The 21,728-nt window shown below is 70.0% G+C and carries 14 protein-coding genes; 8 read left to right on the top strand and 6 right to left on the bottom strand.

The window, feature by feature from the left end; all coding sequences use genetic code 11:
- Positions 1-30: 30 nt before the first annotated feature.
- Positions 31-1,272, bottom strand: a complete 1,242-nt coding sequence (locus AC6I9V_RS07230; protein WP_497898885.1) for a GAF domain-containing SpoIIE family protein phosphatase — start codon at positions 1,270-1,272, stop codon at positions 31-33.
- Between the two features lie 149 nt (positions 1,273-1,421).
- Here AC6I9V_RS07230 and AC6I9V_RS07225 point away from each other — a divergent pair, with 149 nt between their 5' ends.
- The 6 genes from AC6I9V_RS07225 to ppsA all read left to right on the top strand — a co-directional run bounded on the left by AC6I9V_RS07225 (position 1,422) and on the right by ppsA (position 10,693).
- Positions 1,422-2,099, top strand: coding sequence for an O-methyltransferase (locus AC6I9V_RS07225; RefSeq protein ID WP_349413198.1), 678 nt, complete (start codon positions 1,422-1,424; stop codon positions 2,097-2,099).
- Positions 2,100-2,225: 126 nt separating this feature from the next.
- Positions 2,226-3,311, top strand: a complete 1,086-nt coding sequence (locus tag AC6I9V_RS07220; RefSeq protein WP_497898884.1) for an acyl-CoA dehydrogenase family protein — start codon at positions 2,226-2,228, stop codon at positions 3,309-3,311.
- Positions 3,305-4,684: a PIG-L family deacetylase gene (locus AC6I9V_RS07215; protein WP_497898883.1), complete on the top strand. Its 1,380-nt coding sequence runs from the start codon at positions 3,305-3,307 to the stop codon at positions 4,682-4,684. Before AC6I9V_RS07220 ends, AC6I9V_RS07215 begins: the two co-directional genes overlap by 7 nt.
- Positions 4,685-4,749: 65 nt before the next feature.
- Complete coding sequence (locus AC6I9V_RS07210) at positions 4,750-5,484, top strand: glycosyltransferase family 2 protein (protein WP_497900275.1); 735 nt, start codon at positions 4,750-4,752, stop codon at positions 5,482-5,484.
- 75 nt (positions 5,485-5,559) lie between these two features.
- Positions 5,560-8,175: a cation-translocating P-type ATPase gene (locus tag AC6I9V_RS07205; protein WP_497898882.1), complete on the top strand. Its 2,616-nt coding sequence runs from the start codon at positions 5,560-5,562 to the stop codon at positions 8,173-8,175.
- A 106-nt stretch (positions 8,176-8,281) separates the two neighbouring features.
- Positions 8,282-10,693, top strand: a complete 2,412-nt coding sequence (ppsA, locus tag AC6I9V_RS07200) for a phosphoenolpyruvate synthase (RefSeq protein WP_497898881.1) — start codon at positions 8,282-8,284, stop codon at positions 10,691-10,693.
- 215 nt (positions 10,694-10,908) lie between these two features.
- Here the strand turns inward: ppsA and AC6I9V_RS07195 are convergent, their stop codons facing one another.
- The 4 genes from AC6I9V_RS07195 to AC6I9V_RS07180 all read right to left on the bottom strand — a co-directional run bounded on the left by AC6I9V_RS07195 (position 10,909) and on the right by AC6I9V_RS07180 (position 16,836).
- Positions 10,909-12,156 carry an SNIPE associated domain-containing protein gene (locus AC6I9V_RS07195; RefSeq protein WP_497898880.1) on the bottom strand — a complete coding sequence of 416 codons (1,248 nt, stop codon included), beginning with the start codon at positions 12,154-12,156 and terminating at the stop codon, positions 10,909-10,911.
- Between the two features lie 125 nt (positions 12,157-12,281).
- The gene (locus AC6I9V_RS07190; protein ID WP_497898879.1) at positions 12,282-13,421 is read right to left on the bottom strand and encodes a hypothetical protein; all 1,140 of its coding nucleotides are present in this window, start codon (positions 13,419-13,421) and stop codon (positions 12,282-12,284) included.
- Between the two features lie 962 nt (positions 13,422-14,383).
- On the bottom strand, positions 14,384-16,339 hold the full coding sequence (locus AC6I9V_RS07185; RefSeq protein WP_497898878.1) for a heavy metal translocating P-type ATPase: 1,956 nt from the start codon (positions 16,337-16,339) through the stop codon (positions 14,384-14,386).
- A 53-nt stretch (positions 16,340-16,392) separates the two neighbouring features.
- Complete coding sequence (locus AC6I9V_RS07180) at positions 16,393-16,836, bottom strand: hypothetical protein (RefSeq protein WP_497898877.1); 444 nt, start codon at positions 16,834-16,836, stop codon at positions 16,393-16,395.
- Positions 16,837-16,852: 16 nt separating this feature from the next.
- On the opposite strand from AC6I9V_RS07180, the gene AC6I9V_RS07175 reads away from it, so the two are divergent.
- Together AC6I9V_RS07175 and AC6I9V_RS07170 are read left to right on the top strand one after the other, a co-directional pair.
- Complete coding sequence (locus AC6I9V_RS07175) at positions 16,853-17,437, top strand: polysaccharide deacetylase family protein (RefSeq protein WP_497898876.1); 585 nt, start codon at positions 16,853-16,855, stop codon at positions 17,435-17,437.
- A 59-nt stretch (positions 17,438-17,496) separates the two neighbouring features.
- The gene (locus AC6I9V_RS07170; protein WP_497898875.1) at positions 17,497-20,697 is read left to right on the top strand and encodes an HAD family hydrolase; all 3,201 of its coding nucleotides are present in this window, start codon (positions 17,497-17,499) and stop codon (positions 20,695-20,697) included.
- A gap of 18 nt (positions 20,698-20,715) precedes the next feature.
- Here AC6I9V_RS07170 and AC6I9V_RS07165 read toward each other — a convergent pair whose 3' ends face one another.
- Positions 20,716-21,720 carry a zinc-dependent alcohol dehydrogenase family protein gene (locus tag AC6I9V_RS07165; protein WP_497898874.1) on the bottom strand — a complete coding sequence of 335 codons (1,005 nt, stop codon included), beginning with the start codon at positions 21,718-21,720 and terminating at the stop codon, positions 20,716-20,718.
- Between the last annotated feature and the right edge of the window lie 8 nt (positions 21,721-21,728).

Here is a 21,728-nt window from a genome sequence, read left to right as displayed (position 1 = left end):
CGTCGGAATCCGGAAACCTTTGCGGGTCGCTCACCCCGGTGCCCCTTCGGGAAGGCCCACGTGGAAGTGGCCGTCCCGTCGCAGCAGGACCGCGGTGATGTCGTCCAGAATGACGCGCTTCCCCCGCCGGTCGCACAGGGCCCTGACGACGGCATCGGGATGGTCGTCCGTCCCGTGCGCGGCCATGGCGTCGGTGAGGCGGTCAAGGTCACCGCCGTGCAGGTCCAGGAGACCGTCAGTCGGAATGAGTATGGCGTCCCCGGGGCCGAGACTGAAAGGACGCGTGTCCCACGACTGCCCGGGCATCAGTCCCAGCGGAGGCCCGGTCGGGGGGAGCCGATCGATGGTCTTGTCCGCCCGCAGGATGTGACTGAGCCCCTGGCCGGCGTCCGCGTAGCGGCCTTCCCCGCTGAGCGGGTCAATTACGGCGTGGAAGATCGTTGCGTAGGATCCGACCCGGGCCAGGGTTTCGTCGAGGCGCGCCGCCACATCCTCGAAGATGGCGCCCGGGCCGGCCTCCCACCCGGTGTTGACGAAGGCGGTGTGCACAGCGCTGGCCACGAGTCCCGGGCCGATGCCCTTGCCCATCGCGTCGCCCACGGTGATGCGGAGCTGCCCGGCCGACGTCGTTCCGAGTTCGTAGAAGTCGCCGCTGAGCCCGGAAGCGGGGTAGAAGCACGTGCCCAGCGAGTACCCGGCCGGGGGCTCGGGGGTGGCCGGCAGCAGAGCCCTCTGCACCCGGGCGCCGTGGTCGATGTCCCATGACAGGTTCATCTCGCGCTGGATTATTTTCGTCAGGTCCTCAAGGATTTCCTGCTGTTCCGCGCTGAACGTTCTGGGCGACTGGTCGATGATGCAGAACGTCCCCACGTGGGTTCCGCCCGGGCCGGTCAACGGATGGCCCGCGTAAAACTGGATGTGCGGATTGCCGGTCACCAGCGGACTCTGCTTGAAGCGGTCGTCGGCAAGTGCGTTTTCCACGATCAGTGTTTCGGAGGATTTAATCGTCTCGGTGCAGAACGTGTGGCGTCGCTCCGATTCGCGGGAGAGCGGACCCACAAACGATTTTAGGTACTGTCGGTTCTCCGCAATCAGGGAGATGCTGGCAGCGCTGACTCCAAAAAGCCTCTGGGCGAGCCGGGTGATCCGGTCGAAACGCTCCTCGGGGGGAGTGTCCAGCAGCCGGGTCATGGACAGGTCCTCCAGCCGCGCCCATTCCGGCGCTTCCGGCAAGGGGCGAGGGGTCTTGGTGGGCTGGTCCGTGCTTGTCATACGTCCTTCACCTCTGAAGCGGCTCCCCCAATATCAGTCTTGGTCATGGCTACCCTACCGCTGATCGGTGTCGTGTCATTGTCATGTGACAGCGTTTGCGCCCGGCCCCGGCCCTACCGCCGGACGGGGCCAACTGGAAGACTGGGCGCATGATCGAGCATCAGCCCACGTCCCGCTGGATCGCCGTCGAGGAGTACCTCTCCGGCGTCGTGGTCCAGCCCGATCAATCGCTGCGGCACGCGGTGGAAGCCGCCCTCGAGGCGGGAATGCCGCCCATCGAGGTCGCCCCGAACGCCGGCAAGTTGCTGAAGCTGCTGGTCCGGCTTTCCGGCGCCCGCCGGGTCCTGGAGATCGGCACCTTGGCCGGGTTTAGCACCATCTGGATGGCCCAGGGCCTGCCCGACGGCGGCCGGCTCGTCACCTGCGAATACCTGCCCCGGCACGCCGAGGTGGCCCGCGCGAACCTCGACCGGGCCGGCCTCGGCCACCTCGTGGACATCCGGGTGGGCGCCGCCCTGGACACACTGCGCGAACTGGAAACCGAGGACGCCGAACCCTTCGACTTCGTGTTCATCGACGCGGACAAGGAAAACAACCCGCAATACCTGGACTGGGCCATCAGACTGGGCCGGCCCGGCACCACGGTGGTGATGGACAACGTGGTCTGGGAGGGTGCGGTGCTGGAGCCCGCATTGGACCCCGTCAATGCCCCGGGGATCGTCGCGGCACTGCAGATGATGGGGGAGGACCCGCGGCTGGACGCCACCGTGATCCAGACGGTCGGGTCGAAGGGCTGGGACGGCTTCGCGCTCGCCCTCGTGCGTTAAACAGGCGGCAGCACGGCGCGGCAGGAAAATGCTAAGTATGCTTAGATTTATCCGACGGCGGCTCAGGCCCACAGCCGTTGGCACGGACAGCACCAGGCGTACTTCGCAAAGGACAAAGGCCACCGAATGAACGCGACCCAGGACGCCCGCCCTCCCCACGCCGTGCGGATCAGCTCCTCCCCGGAAGATCTTGCCGGGCTCGGGCCGCTGCTGGAAGCCGCCGAGGCCGGCGTCGGGGACGTCCCGGCACTGCTGGCCCTTGCCAAAGATCTGGGGGAGACCGCCCCCAAGCCCGGGTCCGGCCGGACCGCGTTTCTCTGGGAGATCCTCGCCTCGGTCACCGCCGTCGACGTCGCCGCCGGCCGGATCCTGGAGCCCCACCTTGACGCCGCCGCCATCCTCGCCCAGGCCGCGGCGGGGGCGGAGGCTGCAAACAGCGTCCCGTTCGACGGGACATGGGGGGTATTCGCCGCCGAGGCGCCAGGGCTGACGCTGGACGCCAAGGAGGCCGGCGGCGCCGTCGTCCTCCAAGGGTCCAAGCCATGGTGTTCCATCGCCGCGCAGCTCGACCACGCCGTGCTGACCGCCCACGTGGAGGGCGGCGGCCGCGCTGCCTTCGCCGTCGACCTGCACGCCGCCGGGGTCAGCTTCGCGGACCCGCTCTGGAAAAGCCGGGGCCTGCGCGAAATCCCCAGCGGCACCGTGCACTTCGATGCCGTCCCGGCCGTGCCGCTCGGCGGCACCGGTTGGTACTACCGGCGCCCCGGCTTCGCCTGGGGCGGGATGGGGGTCGCCGCCTGCTGGCTCGGCGGCGCCGTCGCCGTGGCCCGCAGCTACACGGACGCGCTCAAGACGGCGGCCGACGGCGGCCGCGACCCGGACCAGCTGGCCCTCGCGCACCTCGGCGAAATCGACCGCACGATCTCGGGCCTGCTGCACTACCTCGCGGGGACCGCGGCGCGGATCGACGCCGGGGAACTCGCCGGACCCGGCGCGTGGAGTGAGGCGCTGCGCGTGCGCGGCAGCGTGGCCGCCGCCGCCGACCGGATCCAGGCGCTGGTGGGCCGGAACCTCGGGCCCGGCCCGCTGGCTTTCGACGAGCCTTACGCCAAACGCATGGCCGACCTCTCGCTCTACGTCCGCCAGCACCACGCCATGCGCGACGACGCCCAGCTCGGGGCCCTGACCTTCAAGGGGGACCATCCATGGTGAGCTTTACGCACCACGACGCCGGGACGCCCGAGGCCGACTGGGCCTGCAGCGGCGTCGCAGCCCTGCCGGAACTGCCGCTGGACGCAACGGAGCTGGCCGCCATGGCGTTTATTGTCCTGGCCGCGCACCCCGACGACGAATCGCTCGGCGCCGGCGGTCTGCTGGCCCGGCTGCACGGGCTCGGCGCCGAGGTCCGGGTGCTGCTGTGCACGGCGGGGGAGGCCTCGCACCCCGAATCGCCCAGTACCACCCCGGATCAGCTGTCAGCCCTGCGGCTGCGCGAGTTCGCCGGTGCGCTGGGCCAGCTTGTCCCGACCGCCGAGTGGCGGTACCTCGGGCTCCCTGACGGAAGGCTTGCCGGGCACCGGGAGCAGGTCCTGGCCGCCATCGGCGACGCCGCGGCCGCCACCGGACGGTCGGCGGAGCGGATCGTCCTCGTGGCGCCGTACCGGCACGACGGCCACACCGACCACGACGCGCTGGGCGCCGCCGCCGCCGAGGCGGCCGCCGCGGCCGGCTACGGGCTGCTGGAATACCCGGTCTGGTACTGGCTCTGGGCGAGCCCGGGGGATCCGGCCTGGCAGCCGTGGCTGCGGATCCCGCTGTCGCCGGCCGAGGAACAGGCCAAGGCGCAGGCCATGGCGGCGCACACCTCCCAGGTCCGGGCACTCTCGGACCGGCCGGGGGACGAAGTGCTGCTCCCGCCGGCGTTCCTGGAGCATTTCTCCCGGCCCTGGGAAACCTTCGCCTGGCAGGCGCCCGCTCCGCCCGCAGGCGTCCGCCCCGGTTACGCCGCGGCGGACGCCGAGGGGCTCTTCGACGCCGTCCACGCCCGGGACGAGGACCCCTGGGATTACACCACCAGCTGGTACGAGCACCGCAAACGCGCGCTGACGCTCGCCGCGCTGCCCGCCCGGACCTTCACCGCCGGACTGGAGATCGGCTGCTCGATCGGCACCCTGAGCGTGGACCTCGCGGAGCGCTGTGAGAGCTTCCTGGCGGTCGATGCCAGCAGCGCCGCCCTGGCGCACGCCGCCCGGCGGCTTGCGCACCTGCCCGCCGCGAGGACCCGCCACCTCACCGTCCCGCAGGACTGGCCGGAGGGGGCGTTTGACCTGATCGTAGTCTCCGAGGTGGGCTACTACCTCGCGCCGGAGGAGCTGGCAGCCCTGTTCGACCGTGTGGAAGCCGCCCTGCTGCCCGGCGGCACGCTGGCGCTATGCCACTGGCGGCACCCGATCGACGGCTGGGAACTCGACGGCGACACCGTCCACGCCGCCGCCCGTCGGCAGCTCCGCTGGGCCGACGCCGGCCTCTACCGGGAGCGCGACTTCGTGCTGGAAATTCTCCGCGCCCCGGAGCGGCTGCCGTGAGTGGAGCGGCCGGCACGGCCAGGACCCCGCAACGGCGCCCCGGCATCGACGCCGTCGCCGTGGTCATGCCCGCCCACAACGAGGACCAGCACCTCGGGCAGGCGCTGCAGGCGGTGCAGCGCGCCGCCGACGAGCTGCAGCGGCAGCGGCCCGGGGTAGCAGTCAGCGTGACCGTCGTCCTGGACAGCTGCACCGACCGCTCCGCCGCGATTACGGCCGGGTACGTCGACGCCGACCCGCGCTTCAGCGCACTCGAGGTCCGGCTGCGCAGCGCCGGCGCCAGCCGGGCGGCGGGCGTCCGCAGCGCCGTGCTCGGCGGCCGGCGGGCACCGGGCCAGCGCTCCCGGCCGGCGCCCTGGCCGGGCCGGACCTGGCTGGCCAACACCGACGCCGATTCGCAGGTCCCGGTGAACTGGCTGGTCCGGCAGCTCGAGTTCGCGGAGGCCGGAGCAGACGCGGTGCTGGGCTCGGTGGAACCGGACCCCGTGGGCATGGACCCGGAACTGCTGCGCCGCTGGCTGGAGCGCCACCCCTTCGAGGAAAACCACCCGCACATCTACGGCGCCAACTTCGGCGTCCGGGCCTCCGCCTACCTGGCCGCAGGCGGCTTCTCCAAACAGGAGTCGCACGAGGACCGCACCCTCGTCCAGGGCCTGCGCAGCCTCGCTTTCACCGTCCTCGCCACGGACAGCATGCGCGTGCTGACCTCCGGGCGGACCCAGGCGCGGGCGCCGCAGGGGTTCGGCGCGTACCTGCGCGCGCTGGGGCGGCAGCGGCCGCCGGCCGCCACCGGCAACTGACGCAGGCGGTTGAACGACGGCGCCGGTGACTTTTGGCCCTAACCTGCGCCGACGCCCGGGGGCATCCTCGGAAGCATGAGCTACGCGCCCGGGATCTCCGGGCTCAGCTCCGCGGAGGCCGCCCGGCGGCTGGAACGGGCCGGGCCCAACCGGCTGCCCCAGGTCCGCGGGGTCCCCGGCTGGCGGCGGCTGCTCGCGGAGCTGACCCACTTCTTCGCCGTGATGCTCTGGGTGGCTGCCGTCCTCGCTTTCGTCGCCGGGATGCCGCAACTGGGTGTCGCCATCATCGTCGTGATCATCGTCAACGGGGTGTTCGCCTACATCCAGCAGGAACGCGCCCAGCACGCCGCCGCCAAACTGCGCGAGTTGCTTCCGGCCATGGTCTCTGTGCGCCGCGACAACCGCGTCGTTAAGGTGCACACCACCGAACTGGTGCCCGGCGACGCCGTCGTGCTGGTGGCTGGAGACCGGGTGCCGGCGGACCTGAAGCTGGCCCTCGCCGCCGGCTGCACAGTGGATGAATCGATGCTCACCGGCGAAAGCGAAGCGGTGGCTAAAGCCGCCGGCGACTCCGTGTTCGGCGGGACCTTCCTGGTCATCGGCACGGCCGAAGGCGTGGTGGCCAGCACCGGGGGACGGACCCGGCTCGCCGAGATCGCCGCGCTCACCGGCAAGGTCGCGGCGCCGCCGAGCCCGCTGGCCCTGGAGCTGCAGCGGATTGTCCGGATCGTCGCCGCCGTGGCCCTGGGCATCGGCGCCTTGTTCTTTCTGCTCTCGCTGCTGGTCGGCATCTCGTGGCGGGACGCGTTCCTCTTCGCGATCGGCGTGGCCGTGGCGCTGGTGCCCGAGGGCCTGCTGCCCACCGTCACCCTCTCGCTGGCGATCGGCGCGCAGCGGATGGCCTCGCGCAAGGCCCTGGTGCGGAACCTGCAGGCGGTCGAGACGCTCGGCTCCACCACCTTCATCTGCACCGACAAGACCGGAACCCTCACGCAGAACCGGATGAACGCCGTCGAGGTCTGGACGCCCGCCGGGCCGCTCGGCATCAGCGGGCAAGGCTACGTGCCGGAAGCGGACGTCACCGGCGACGGCGGCGGCCCGCCAGGGGCCGACGCGTACCAGGCGGGGCAGCGGCTCAGCGCCGCCGCGCGCGCCGCCTCGGTGGGCCGGGCCGTGCCGCACGAGGGACAGTGGATCGCCGAGGGCGATCCGATGGAAGCCGCCATCGATGCGCTCGCCGCCCGGCTGGCAGGACCGGACGGCCGGGTGGGGGAGCGGACGCCGTCGCACCGCTTCGCCTTCGACCCCCGGCGGCTGCGGGAGTCCGCGGTCGTCGGCACCACGCTCTTCGTCAAGGGCGCCCCGGAGTCCGTGATCCCCTTATGCAGCGGCCATGGCGGCGACGACGGCGCCCGGCCCGCCGTGGGGATGGTGGACCAGATGGCCTCGCGCGGGCTCAGGGTCCTCGCGGTCGCGGAGCGGAGCCTGCCGGGCCCGCCGGGCGCCCACAGCAAGCCCGACGAGCTGGAGACCGGGCTGACGCTGCTGGGCCTGATCGGCCTGCACGACCCGCCCCGCGCGGAGGTGCGGCTGTCGCTGCAGGCGGCCCGCGAGGCAGGCATCAAGGTGGGCATGGTCACCGGCGACCACGCCTTCACGGCCGCCGCCATTGCCCGCGAAACCGGACTGATCGGATCCCCGGAGCTGGTGCTGGAGGGCCACACCCTGCCGGAGGACGACGAGGTTCTGGCGGCGCTACTGGACCGCGACGGCGTCGTGGTCAGCCGGGTCTCGCCCGAACAAAAGCTCCGGGTGGCCAGGCTGCTGCAGCACCGCGGCCACGTGGTGGCCATGACCGGCGACGGCGTCAACGACGGACCTGCCCTGCAGCAGGCGGATATCGGGGTCGCCATGGGCCGCAGCGGCACGGACGTGGCCCGCGAGGCGGCGGACCTGGTGCTGCTGGATGACGACTTCGCCACGATCATCGCGGCCGTGGAGCAGGGCCGCGCCACCTACGCGAACATCCGCCGCTTCCTGACCTACCACCTCACGGACAACGTCGCCGAGCTGACACCGTTCGTGTTCTGGGCACTGTCCGGCGGGCGGTTCCCGCTGGCGCTGAGCGTGCTGCAGATCCTCGCCCTGGACATCGGCACCGACCTGCTGCCGGCGCTGGCCCTCGGCAGCGAGGCGCCCAGCAAAGGGGCCCTGAAGCGGCCGCCGGAACGCCGGCACCTGATGGACCGGGCCCTGATGGTCCGGGTGTTCGGGCTGCTGGGTCCGGTGGAGGCCCTGATGGAAATGATCGCCTACACCGCGGTGCTTTTCGGCGCCGGCTGGAGCCCGGGAGCCGAACTGCCGCCGTCGGACGCGCTGCTGGCCGCCTCGGGCGCCGCGTTCACCACCGTGGTCCTGGGCCAGCTCGCCAACGCCTTCGCGTGCCGCAGCGCCACTTCCCCGCCCTGGCGGCTGGGCTGGTTCTCGAACCGGCTGCTGCTTTGGGCCGTGCTGGCGGAGCTGGGACTGCTGGCGGTCTTCCTGTTCCTGGGCCCGCTCGCGGCCCTGCTGGGCCACGCCCCGCCGACCCCCGGCGGCCTCGCCGTGGCGCTCGCCGCGATCCCCGCCGTCCTGCTCGCCGACTGGCTCTACAAGGCGGCCCGCCACCGCAGGACGGGCCGCACAGCCTGAGCGCCGCCGCCTAAGCGCCGGCTAAAAGGTCCAAAGCCTCTGACCCCGCGCCGCGCCGGGAAGCAGGATCGGACCATTGGCGGACCAACACCCGAGGAGCGCCGGCATGCCCGAACATGTGCTGTGGTTTGAAGAAATCGGCATGGGCGACGTCCCCCAGGTCGGCGGCAAGAACGCCTCGCTGGGCGAACTCATCCAGTCCCTCAAGGCCCGGGGCGTGCGGGTCCCCGACGGGTTCGCCACCACCGCCGCGGCTTACCGGACCTTCATCGCGGCGAACGGGATCGAACCGGCGATGCGCTCGCGGATCCTGGCCTACCGGTCCGGTGACGCAACGCTGCGCGAAACCGGCGAAGCCATCCGCGAACTGTTCCTGGCCAGCGAGTTCCCGGCGGACATCGCCGAATCCATCCGCTCGCACTACCGGGACCTGGGCCGGCGCGCCGGGCGGGAGCGGGCCTCCGTCGCGGTCCGCAGCAGCGCCACGGCCGAGGACCTCCCCGACGCCAGCTTCGCCGGCCAGCAGGAAACCTTCCTCAACGTCGCCGGCGACCGGGAACTCATGGACGCCTGCCGGCGCTGCTACGCCTCGCTGTTCACCGACCGGGCCATCAGCTACCGGGAGGTCAAGGGCTTCGACCACCTCGACGTCGCGCTCTCGATCGGGGTGCAGCGGATGGTCCGCTCCGACGTCGGCGCCTCCGGGGTGATGTTTTCCATCGACACGGACTCCGGCTTCCCGCGCGCGGCCGTGATCAGCGCCGCCTGGGGCCTGGGGGAGACCGTGGTCCAGGGCAGCATCAACCCGGACAAGTACCTCGTGTTCAAGCCGCTGCTCGGCGACGCCGCCGCGGCGGAAGGCCCGGCCGAGGGGATCAGCCCGATCATCGAGAAGACCCTCGGCTCCAAGGCACAGAAGATGGTCTACAGCCGCGGCGGCCACGCCCGCACCAGGACGGTGGACACCTCCGACGCCGAACGCCGCGCCTTCGTCTTGGCCGACGCCGAGATCCTTACCCTGGCCCGCTGGGCCGTGACCGTCGAGGAGCACTACGGCCGGCCGATGGACATGGAATGGGCCCGCGACGGCGAAACCGGCGAACTCTTTATGGTCCAGGCCCGGCCCGAGACCGTGCAGTCACTAAAAACCGGCTCCCGCTTCACCCTGCACCACCTGCTGGAAACGGGAACCGTCCTCGCAACCGGGGCCGCGATCGGCGACTCCATCGCGCAGGGGACGGCATGTGTGATCCGGAGCGCCGCGGACATTGAGAAGTTCCGCGACGGCGCCATCCTCGTCACCGAAATGACCGACCCGGACTGGGTCCCCATCATGAAACGCGCGGCCGGGATCGTCACCGACCACGGCGGCCCCACCAGCCACGCGGCGATCGTGAGCCGGGAACTGGGGGTGCCCGCCGTCGTCGGGACCGGCAACGCCACCGGGGTGCTGGCCGAGGGCCTGGCGGTGACCCTGTCCTGCGCTGAAGGCGACACGGGCCGCGTCTACGCCGGCACGCTCGCGTTCGAAACCGAGGAGGTGGACCTGGGTGAACTGCCCTCGACGCGCACCAAGGTCATGGTTAACATCGCCAGCCCCGCGGCCGCCTTCCAGTGGTGGCGGCTGCCCGCGGACGGCGTCGGGCTGGCCCGGATGGAGTTCATCATCAGCGCCCTGATCCGGGTCCATCCGATGGCGCTGGTCCATCCGGAACGGGTCACGAATCCCCAGGAGGCCGCGCAGATCCGGGACCTGACGCGCGGCTACGCCGACCCCCGGGACTACTTTGTGGACGCGCTGGCGCTGGGCATCGCGAAGATCGCCGCGCCCTACCACCCGAACCCGGTGATTGTGCGGCTCAGCGACTTCAAGACCAACGAGTACGCGCACCTGGTGGGTGGTTCAGCTTTCGAGGAGGCCGAGGAGAACCCCATGCTGGGGTTCCGCGGCGCCTCCCGGTACTACGACGACCGGTACCGGGACGGCTTCGCGCTCGAGTGCCGGGCCCTGAAACGGGTCCGGGAACGGATCGGCTTCAGCAACATCATCGTGATGGTCCCGTTCTGCCGGACGCCGCAGGAAGCGGACAAGGTGCTGGCCGTGATGGCGGAGAACGGCCTGGTCCGCGGCGAGCACGGCCTGCAGGTCTACATGATGTGCGAAATCCCCTCCAACGTGGTCCTGGCCGAGCGGTTCGCCACCCGCTTCGACGGGTTCTCGATCGGCTCCAACGACCTCACCCAGCTGGTCCTGGGCGTGGACCGCGACTCCGCGCAGCTGGCCGCGCTGTTCGACGAACGCGACGAGGCGGTCATGGCCATGATCAGCGAGGCGATCCGCAAGGCGCACGCCGCCGGGATCAAGATCGGGATCTGCGGGCAGGGCCCCAGCAACCACCCGGAATTCGCGGCCTTCCTGGTCCGCGAGGGCATCGATTCGATCTCTCTGAACCCGGACAGCTACCTCAGAACTGTCCCGCGGATCGCGGAAGCCGAGAAGCTGGCGTCCGGGGGCTAGGGGCCGCAGTAGGCTTATGGCCCTCCAGGAGTTCCGGCTGGCGCATCGGCCCGTCTAAAGCCTGAGAGACAGCACCGCGCCAAGAGGGAGGAACGCGGGCATTTGCTACGAATTCACGACGACCGACAACGAGTCCCCGCCCGGCGACAGGGCTTGCCTGCCGGTCACAGTGCGCACGTCCCCATGCCTGGACCTCATCCCCAGCGAGGCGGAGCTTATAGTCCGTTGTCTAGTGCCCTTCGCTGCGGAGGCCACGCGCCCAGCGACTGGAAGTATTCCGTCGCCGCGGCCTCTTCCGTGAACTCAAGGAGACTACCGACCTGGCCTGCTAGGACGTCCCGTACTTCGGCCGGTGTGGCGAAGAAGAACTCCTTCCGGGCATTCGCCTGATTCATGGCTCGGTCTGCAAAGTGCCGGTGTAGATGGGCTTCGAGGGTGACAGCATCTTCGGAGAAGTAGACCGTGTGGATGTCGAAGCGGAAGGGCACGGAAGCCCCACTGAGCTCGCTCACACGGTCGGTGGGATCGAGCCGACGCGTCAGACCAATCTTGACGACCCCCGCGCCGAAGGCTCCTCGGTTGGAGATGACGTAGACAAAGCCCGCGCGGATGTTGGCCGCACGGTAGTCGTTGTCTGCAATCGCCTGGTCGATCTCGGCGAGCCTCCGGACAATGTCATCGTTCGTGGTCCCGGCAGCGGTGAGAGTCTCAATCGTCTGCATGAGCAGAGCGCGCTCTTTGTCGAGCCGGGCGCGTTCCTCTGCGAGCTCTTTCTCCACGCGCCGCTCCTCGCGGAGGCGGGCTCGCTCTTCGCGCTCCCGTTCCTTCTCCTCCTGCTTCATCATGAGCCAGTCGGCCGTCAGTTCGATCTCCTCGATACGGAGCGAATGATAGGCATCGCTGATGCGCATCTGCATCATCGCTCCCAATCGAGCGATGGCGACGCGGGAGGCTTCCAGTCGCCTCTTGGCCGTCTGGACGTTGCCGACCTTCAGCGTGCGGACGCTGTTCTCGGCTTCGGCATTGTACGCGCGGAGCATTAGCTTGGCTAGATCGGCGGACATCTTCCGGCCCTTGGCCAGCGAGTTGTCGAAGGTGAACATATTTGATGTCTCGATCGCATGGCCGTCGCGGATCAGGGCCGCTGAGCGGGACTCGACGTCCTGGAGGCGCGGCAGGTAAGCCGAAGCGTTCTCGAGAGGGTGGTGGTACCTGTAGATGCCTACTTCCTGCAGCACCTTCTGGTCATCGAGCTGAACGGTGATTTCGTACGCCTCGGAAGCGTCCGCGAGTAGTCTGCGGAGTCTCGCGTTCTCTGCCTCCAGCGCTTCGAACGTTTCCGTCTCCTTCTCACCCCCCGAACCAGGGGCGCTTCTCTGCTCTGTCTCTTGATCTTGCTCGTCACAACCGAGATCTGCTACACCGGTGGGCGCGACTGCCGCTGCGTTCCCGCTGACGGGCACCCAGAGTTGCCAGCCCGGCGGTGGTTCGGGCCAGGAGCTCGGCGGCCTCCAGCCCGCAGGGGGAATCCATCCGGCCCGTGCTGGCGGCCACCCGGGGGCGGGGTTGAATTGCAGGTGCTCCGGACTCACGACGTGCGTACGCCAGCGGGATCCACCGCTGAAAGCGCAGCGGGGTTTTTGGACACGGCTGCGCCGAGGTGTTGGAGCGTGGCAGCAGGGACCACGCCAGAGAGATCGAACTCCAAGAACGTCTCCCGGGGAGATGTCACTGCAACGAGGGGAATAAAGGTGTTTCGCCCCGTCGCGGGATCTTTCGTCTGGGGGCCGACCTGCAGGGAGACTGCTCGGATAAGGCCCTGGCGGTCGGACTCGAAGATCTCGTGCAGTGAACGAATCGCGATCTGGTTCAATGCGGAGGCGTAGCGATTGTTCGCTTCCGTCTTTGACAGCGGCGTCTCGGTGATCTCGTCGCTGGCTTTGACGTACCTAAAGGCCTTCACGGTCCGGACGTGGTCCGGTGCTGGGACAGCTACAGTGAGCTTCAGCTCGGCCGTGGCCGGGTCGAACTTGGTCTCGTACTGAACGGGAAAGTGGTCGGGATAGATGGAGTTTGCAAGGACGATCCCGACGTATTCCTCGATCGCATCGGTTTCCCCGTAGCCGAGGGCGGCCTCAAGGTCGTCGATTGCGGCGTTGTGCTCCGTGACCTCCTTCTCGCGCTCCTTGCAATCGCTCTCATAACGTGAACGTTCAGCCTTGAGCTGCTCGAGCCGCTTCTTCTCGAAGGCAGCGTGTGTTGCTTTGAGCGCGGCTTCTTTTGGCGGGATCGAATCCCTGTAGGCAGTCCATTCCCGGATGGCATGCTCGTACTCGGCATTGGCCTCCTGGCGCGCCGCATCGAGCTTCTTCTTCCGGCCGAAGAGTCCCGTTGGAGGTTCTGGTTCGCGCAGGACCGGAGCTGGGGGTACCTCGATAGGTCCAGGAACTGGGTTCGGACGTTCCAATTCGGGATGCGGGAAAGGTGGGTGCTGTGCCTTCCGCTTCAAAGACTGCAGGTCGACCCAATCGTCTGACTCCAGGGTGGCAGCAAGGAGGTCGTCTATCTGCGCATATTCATCGGCTAGGTCGCGGTTGAGCTTCTCGACCACAGCCTGCTGCGCTTCGACGTGCGCTGCTTGGGCCTCCTTCTCGAGCCGCTTGCGTTCGGCCTCAGACGCCCGTTCCGCTGCCGCCGCTGCCCGAACCGCGGCAGCCCGGGCTCTCACTGCTCTTGCCTGGGCAGCCTCTACAGCTCGTTGAGCAGTACTTTCTCGCTGCTGAGCCAGTCGCTGCTGACGTTGAACCTCTGCGAGAAATCCGCGCTTCCTTGCCATTCCAACCACCCCCATACAAATACGAACCAAAGATCACTTTAGAACGCCAAATGTGAAACTGGTGAAAGCTGAACGCTTCCCCCTATGGCGTTTCCGTCCAAGGGCTGAACCTTATCGGATAGCTCTCCCAACGGGCACAGCATATGTTTGTTGCAGACAAAACGCGACGCGTTTGAGACAACCTCGTTGGCTAGCTTTAGCCGCCCGTCCCATACCGCTCCGCAATTGTCCTGATGAGCCGCTGCTAGCGTTGAACGCGTGGACAGATCTTCGTGGCATCTACCCGCTCCGGTCGACGGCGACGCGGTTTGGGCTCGCCTTGCCAAACTCGTTGCAGCCGAAGGGTTCCTGCTCCACGGTTCGCAAACACCGGGGCTTTCGACGCTCATACCCCAAGCGCCCTTAGATTTCAGTCCTGACGAGTTCTCGAAGACAAAAGCCATCTTTGCGACCGAAGATCCCACGTGGGCTATTGCGTACGCTATCCGGTCTCCAACGTGCCGCCGCTTCCTGAACGCCTGCTTCTATCCGGGAAATGCCGTGGGCCCCTTGTCGGAGCGACGTATTTTTCTCTCATACGCTTCAACGCCCGGAGGCCGGGCCCCTACACGAGCTGGCGTGGTTTATGTGCTTCCGGCCACGAAATTCACTCGAATGCCCAGTTACACAGACCCTGTTCTAGGGCAGATTACCGAATGCCAGTTCATCAGCACGGAACCCGTTGCTGTCGTAGCCGAAGTATCCGTTACTCCCCAGGATCTGCCAATCACGCCTAGGCTTCACAACTTCGAGACCGTGTCTAACCGGGCGAATGCTTCTCCGCAGGGGTTCCCATGGCTCGAAAATGATGTCGACTAGCGCGTGGCCTTGACCTTTGGCGTCCTCTTCGCCTGCTCACCCGCGCTGCCCTTGGGCTGCCCGGAGCTGAGCGCGCGCAGCGCATTCAGGATGGTGGCGAGGTCCACCACTTCCTGGGACAAGGCCCCGGCGATCGCCGGGACATAGCCCGCGGCCGCCGCCACCATCAGCGCCACGCTCAACGCGATACCGATCCAGATGCTCTGCAGCGCTACTTTCACGGTCCGCTGGCCGATCCGCACGGCCGAGGCGACCTTGGACAGGTCGTCGAGGATGATCACGACGTCGGCGGACTCGCCGGCCGCCGTCGAGCCCCGCGCGCCCATCGCGATCCCGACGTCGGCGACGGCCAGGACCGGGGCGTCGTTGACGCCGTCGCCCACCATCATGACCGGGCGCAGCGGCAGCGACCGCACGGCCTCGACCTTGTCCGGCGGCAGGCACTCGGCCCGGACATCGGTGAGTCCGGCGGCCTCCGCGATGTGTTCGGCGGTGGCCAGGGCGTCGCCGGTCAGCATGACGGTCTCGGAGACCCCCAGGTCAAGGAGCTCGGCCAGGGTGCGGCGTGCCTCGGCGCGGAGCGGGTCGCTCATCACGAGGCAGCCGGCGAATTTGCCATCCACCCCCACGTAGATGCCCAGCTGCCCGGACACCAGCTCCGTCTCCACCACCCCCTCCGCGGATTCGGCCACAAAGTTCGGCTTGCCCACCACTACGTCCCGCCCGTCCAGCCGGGCGCGGACGCCGTGCGTGGCGTATTCGGTGGCCTCGGAAGCGCGTTCGAAGGCCAGCACGCGGGAGCGGGCGGCGTCCATCACGGAGGCCGCGAGCACGTGGGAGGAGTACTGCTCGGCGGAGGCGGCCAGCCGCAGCACCTCGTCCTCCGGCAGGGCCCCGGCGGTCCGGACCTCAACCAGGGCCGGCCTGCCGTAGGTGAGCGTCCCGGTCTTGTCGAACGCGGCGGTGCGGATCCGGCCCAGCAGCTCCAGCACCCCGGCGTACTTGACGATGATGCCGCCGCGCGCGGCCCGACTCATGCCGCCCAGGAACGCCACCGGCGCGGCGATCAGGAGCGGGCAGGGGGTGGCGACCACCAGGACCTCGGCGAAGCGGGCCGGGCTGCCGCTGATGATCCAGCCGATTGCGCCCAGGAGGTAGGCGAAGGCGGTGAACGGGACGGCGTAGCGGTCCGCCAGCCGCACCATGGGCGCCTTGCTTTCGGCGGCCTCCTTCACGAGGGCGACGATCCGGCTGTACTGCGAGTCCTCCATCAGCGCCGTGACCCGCATCCGGATGGCGGCCTCGCCGTTCAGCGACCCGCTCATCAGGGGCTCGCCGGCCACCCGCTCCACCGGCAGGCTTTCCCCGGTGAGCGAGGACTCGTCGAACGTTCCGGCCTCGGAGAGCAGCACGCCGTCCAGCGGGACCACTTCACCGGGCCGGACCAGCAGGATGTCGCCGACCGCGACGTCGGTGGCCGCCACGTCCTCATGATGGCTGTCGGTGTTGGTGTCGGCCGGGTTGGTTCCGGCGGCGTTCGTAGTGTTGGTACGGTTGGTGCCCGCTGCAGCGGCGGGGCCGGCGGCGCGTTCCCGGTGGGCGGTCTGCGGCACACGCTCCAGCAGGGACGTCAGTTCCTTTTTGGCCCGGCCCGCCGCGTAGTCCTCGAGGGCGGTGCCTCCGGCCATCATGAGCACGATGATCATGGAAGCGACGAATTCGCCCACCAGCACGGTGCTGACGATGGCGGTGACGGCGAGGATATCGATGCCCCACTGGCCCCCGATCAGGCGACGGACCATGCCAACGGCGAGGTAGGCCGCGACGGCGAGGGCATAGATGCTCGCGGCGATCCTCGCGATGCCGTCCTGGCCCGACACCAGCAGCAATATCACCGCCAGGAGAACGGCAACCGTGCCCGCAACCAGCGGATACCGGAGCGCAATTTTCACGGTCAACCGCCTCGTTCTTCGCTCAGGACCCCTCGCCTGCGCCTACCTGCATCCTACTGCGCGGCCTCCCCATCTCCGTGGCGCGGGTCCTTCAGCCCTACCTCGCGGGGGCCGGTGGTGCCATGGTGAAGCATGTGGTCGATCGTGGCCGGGAACCGCCGCCGTTTGGTTGCGCTGGCGGCCGCGGTGCTGCTTGTCGCCGCGGCGGTGGTGACGGCGGTGATCCTCGCCGGGCGGTCCGACGGTCCACCCCCGGCGGCCTCAGGCTCCCCGTCCGCTGCCGCTGCGCCGACCCCGAGCACGACGCCGTCGCCGCCCTCGAGCACCACAGCCAGCCCGCCATCGAGCCCGCCGTCAACCGAGGCCCCGCCAACCGAGGCCCCGCCCCCGCCCGCCGAACCGCCGCCCGCTGAGCCCCCGCCGGCGCCGCCGGTCGAGCCGCCGCCGCCCGCGGACCCGTTCCCGGCGGCGCTCCGGGGCGCCGACGTCGGGCTCATCCCGAACGCGGGGCCGGTGGTCGCGCTGACTTTCGACGCCGGCGCCAACTCGGCGGGCCTGCCGAGCATCCTGGAGACGCTCGCCGCAACCGGCGTCCGGGCAACCTTCTTCCTCACCGGCAACTGGGCCAGCGCCAACCCGAGCGGCGTCGCCTCGATTGTGGCCGCCGGCCACCGGGTGGGCAACCATTCGATGACGCACCCGGGCTTCACGTCCCTCAGCGACGCCCAGATCGCCCAGCAACTTGCCGGGGCGGAGGCGGCGATCGCGGCCGCGGGCGCCGATGCCCGCCCGCTGTTCCGCTTCCCCTTCGGCGAGCGGGACGCGCGGACCATCGCCGCGGTGAACGCGCTGGGCTACCTGCCGGTCCGCTGGAGCGTCGACACCCTGGGCTGGAAGGGGACCAGCGGCGGGATCACGGCCCAAACCGTCGCCGACCGGGCGCTCGCCGGGCTGCAGCCGGGCGAAATCGTGCTGATGCACATCGGCTCCAACCCCGACGACGGCAGCACCCTGGACGCCGACGCCCTGCCGCAGCTCATCACCCGGATCCGCCAGGCCGGCTTTGGCTTCACGACCCTGGATGCGCTCCTTGGCTAAGCCGCGCGCCGGGCCGGCCGCCACTGTTGCGTCCCACCGATGACTGGTACGAATAGCGCATGACGGACTCGCCCACAGTCGCCGCCGCACTGGCGCCCGTCGACGCGGTCGTCTTCGAACTGGACGGCGTGGTCCTGGACACCGCGGAACTGCGCACCGCCGCCTGGCAGCGGCTCGCTGAGGAGGTTTTCGGCGATCCCCGGCTGCCGGCGGGAGCCCGGCGGGGGCCGCTCACGGACGCCGACTACACCGCGTTCATCGAGGGCAAGACCCCTGCCGACGGGGCCGCGGCGTTCCTGGCCTCGCGCGGGGTCCGGCTGCCGGCGGGCTCGCCCGCGGACGGGCCGGAGGAATGGACGGCGTTCGGACTCGGGAAACGGCAGGACGAGCTGTTCGGGCAGCTGCTGCGCGGCCAGCCGCCGAGGGCCTTCCCCGGCACGGTGGCCCTGCTGGAAAGGCTCAGGGCGGGCCGGATCCCGGTGCTGCTCGCCACTTCCGCCACCCATGCGGCCGAGCTCCTCGCCGCCGTCGGCCTCGACGGATCCTTCGACCACATTGCCGACGGTCAGGCGTCCGCGCGGCGCGCCGTCGCCGGAAAGCCGTCCCCCGCGCTGGCCCTGGAAGCGGTCCGCCGGCTGGACATCCCGCCCGGCCGGGCCATGGTCATCGAAGCGGCCGTCGCCGGGGTGGAAGCGGGACGCGCGGGCGGTTTCGGGCTGGTGGTTGGCATCGACCGCTCCGGCCGGCGGGCCGAACTCGAAGCCGCCGGCGCGGACATCGTGGTCGAAGACGTCAGCGAACTGGACATCGGCCTCGTCATTACCCACCCCTGGCTGTTGGTCTACGATGGCTTCGATCCGGCGCACGAGGGGCACCGGGAGGCCCTGACCACCCTGGGCAACGGCTATCTGGCCACCCGCGGCGCGGCGCCCGAACACCGCGGCGGCGGAGTCCACTACCCCGGAAGCTACCTGGCGGGCGTCTACAACCGGCTGGCCAGCACGGTCCAGGGCCAGCGGACCGTGGACGAGCACATGGTGAATATCCCGGACTGGCTGCACCTGGACCTGCGGATCGAGGAAGGCGCCTGGTGGTCCGAGGGAGGCCTGACGCTGCGCCGGGAGCGCCGCACACTGGACCTCAAGCAGGCTCTGCTCACCCGGGAAGCGCTGCTGGAGGACGACGCCGGGCGGCGGCTGCAGCTGGTGCAGCGCCGCATCGTCTCGATGGCGGAGCCGCACCTCGCCGCGCTGGAGACGCGGCTCACGGCCGACGGCTGGAGCGGCCGCGTCAGCATCCGCAGCGGCTGCGACACCGGGGTGACCAACTCCAACGTCCCGGAGGACGCGCAGCTGTCCACGCGGCACCTGACGGAGGTGCAGGTGACGGACTCCGCCGGTGTGCACTCCGCCGGTGTGCAGTCCGCCGGTGGGCAGAACACAGCCGTAGACGGCGCCGTCGGACTGAGCGTTCAGGTGCAGACCAGCCAGAGCAGGATCGGCATCGCCCTGGCGCTGCGGACCGAGCTGTCCGGCCCGGCCAATTCAGTTTTCGAGCAGCTGGGCGGGCTGTACGCGCACCGCTTCGAGGTGCCGGTCGCGGACGGAAGCGCCGTGACGGTGACCAAGACGGTGGGGGTGGCCAGCTCCCGCGACCACGCGGTCTCCTCCCCGCTGACGGGCGCGGAGGCGGTGCTGGCGCGGTCCGGCGGTTTCGAGGCGCTGCTGGCGGACCATGAGCGGGCCTGGAACCTGCTGCTCGCCCCGTTCATCATCGAGTCCGACGCCCCCTCACAGGCGCAGCTGATCCTGAACCTGCACGTCTTCCACCTGCTGCAGACCCTCACGACGCACACCGCCGAGCTGGACGCGGGTGTGCCGGCCCGGGGGCTGCACGGGGAGGGCTACCGCGGGCACGTCTTCTGGGACGAGCTGTTTGTCCTTCCGGTGTTGAACTCCCGGCTGCCCTCGCTGGCCCGGGAGCTGATCGACTACCGCTGGCGGCGGCTCGGCACGGCCCGCGACGCCGCGAAGGCGGCCGGGCGGCGCGGCGCGCTGTTCCCCTGGCAAAGCGGCAGCGACGGCACGGAGCAGACCCCCAAGCTGCTCTACAACAAGCTTTCCGGGCACTGGGTGCCGGACTATTCCCACCTCCAACGCCATGTGGGGCTGGCCGTCGCGTACAACGCCTGGCAGTACTTCGAGGCCACCCAGGACCGGGGCTGGCTGACCCAGCACGGCGCGGAACTCATTGTCGAGGTCGCCCGCCTGTTCGCCTCGATGGCCGAGCATGACCCCATCGACGACCGGTTCCACCTCCGCGGAGTCATGGGCCCGGACGAGTACCACACCGGAAATCCGGGCGACCCGGGCGGCGGCCTGGACGACAACGCCTACACCAACATCATGGCCGCCTGGCTGTTCGACCAGGCCGGGTGGATCATGCGGTCCGTCCGGGGCTTCGACATGGAGGACCTCCGGGCCCGGCTCGGCGTAACGACGGCGGAAATAGCGGCCTGGACGCGGCTGAGCCGGCACATGTTCGTCCCCTTCCACGGGGACGGCATCATCAGCCAGTTCGCGGGCTACGGTGCGCTCCGGGAACTGGACTGGAACCACTACCGCCGCAGCTACCGCAATATCGAGCGGCTGGACCTCATCCTGGAAGCAGAAGGCGACAGCACCAACCACTACCGGCTCGCCAAACAGGCCGACGTACTGATGCTGCTCTACGTCCTGGGCGAGGACCAGCTCCTCGGCGTCCTCGGCCGGCTGGGCTACACGGTCACCCCGGCGCAGCTGGCCGCGACCGTGGACTTCTACCTGGCCCGGACGGCGCACGGCTCCACGCTCAGCCGGGTGGCGCACGCCTCGGTCCTTGCCCAGCGCGACCCCGAGCAGGCCTGGGCCACGTTCCGCGAAGCCCTGGACGCGGACCTGGACGACACCCAGGGCGGAACCACCAGTTCCGGCATCCACCTCGGCGCCATGGCCGGGACGATCGACGTCATCCAGCGCAGCTTCGCCGGGTTGCGGATCACCCGGGACGCCCTCGACTTCACGCCCCGGCTCCCGGCCGAACTCCGCCGTGTCGATTTCCAGGTCCGCTACCGCGACCAGCTGCTGGCGGTGCACCTGGAAACAGACCGGCTGCTCGTTTCCGCCGCCCCGGGGGACGCCGCCCCGGTCCTGGTCCGAGTGGGCGCCCGGCAGGTGCTGCTCCGGGCCGGCGAGAAGCACGAGTTCCGCCGCGCCGGCTAGCGGATGGTTAGAGGATGGCTAGGGGGCCACTCGGATGACGGCGGCGCCGGTGACCCGGTCAGCGGCCAGGTCTTGCAGCGCCCGGTCCGCGGCGTCAAAGGGGTAGGCCACCGTGGTGGGGCGGAGGGGGATCTCCGCGGCGAGACGGAAGAACTCCTCGCCGTCGGCCCGGGTGTTGGCCGTGACGCTGCGCAGCTGCCGCTCCTGGAACAGCTCCGCGGCGTAGTGCAGGGGCGGGATGTCGCTTAGGTGGATGCCGGCGACGGCGAGCGTCCCGCCGCGGTCGAGGGCCCGCAGCGCGGGCGGCACCAGGGCGCCGGCGGGGGCAAAGAGGATCGCAGAGTCGAGCGGGTCCGGCGGCACTTCGTCGGCCCCGCCGGCGAAGGTGGCGCCGAGCTCCAGCGCGAGGCGGCGGGCCTCCCGCGACCGCGTCATCACGTAGACCCTGGCCCCCTGGTACAGCGCCAGCTGGGCGGCGAGATGGGCGGAGGCGCCGAAGCCGTAGATGCCCAGCCGGCCGCCGACGGGCAGTTCCGCGCGGACCAGGGCGCGGTAGCCGATGATGCCGGCGCACAGCAGCGGAGCCGCCTGCTCATCCGGGAAGATGTCCGGAATCCGGTAGGCAAAATCCTCGGCAACGGTGATCAGTTCGGCGTAGCCGCCGTCGCGGTCCCAGCCGGTGAACGTGGGGGACAGGCACAGGTTTTCCTGCCCGCGCAGGCAGAACCGGCAGGACCGGCAGGTGCCGCCCAGCCACGCCACCCCCACCCGCTCACCGCGGCGGAACCTGGCCGCTCCGGGGCCGACGTCGAGCACCTCGCCCACCACCTCGTGCCCAGGGACGACGCCGGGCCGCCGGGGCGCCAGCTCGCCCTCGGCCAGGTGCAGGTCCGTGCGGCACACCCCGCAGACGCGCACCCGCAGCAGGACTTCCCCGCGGCCGGGCACAGGGTCCGGGCGCTCGCCGAACACCAGCGGCCCGGCGGCAATCGGGCCCGGCTGCGCAACCCACCAGGCTCGCACAGCGCCTC

The sequence above is a fragment of the Arthrobacter sp. SlRoot2-15 genome, assembly GCF_059739345.1.
The sequence above is the reverse complement of the archived record's forward strand: the minus strand, read 5'-3'. Positions and strand labels throughout refer to the sequence as shown.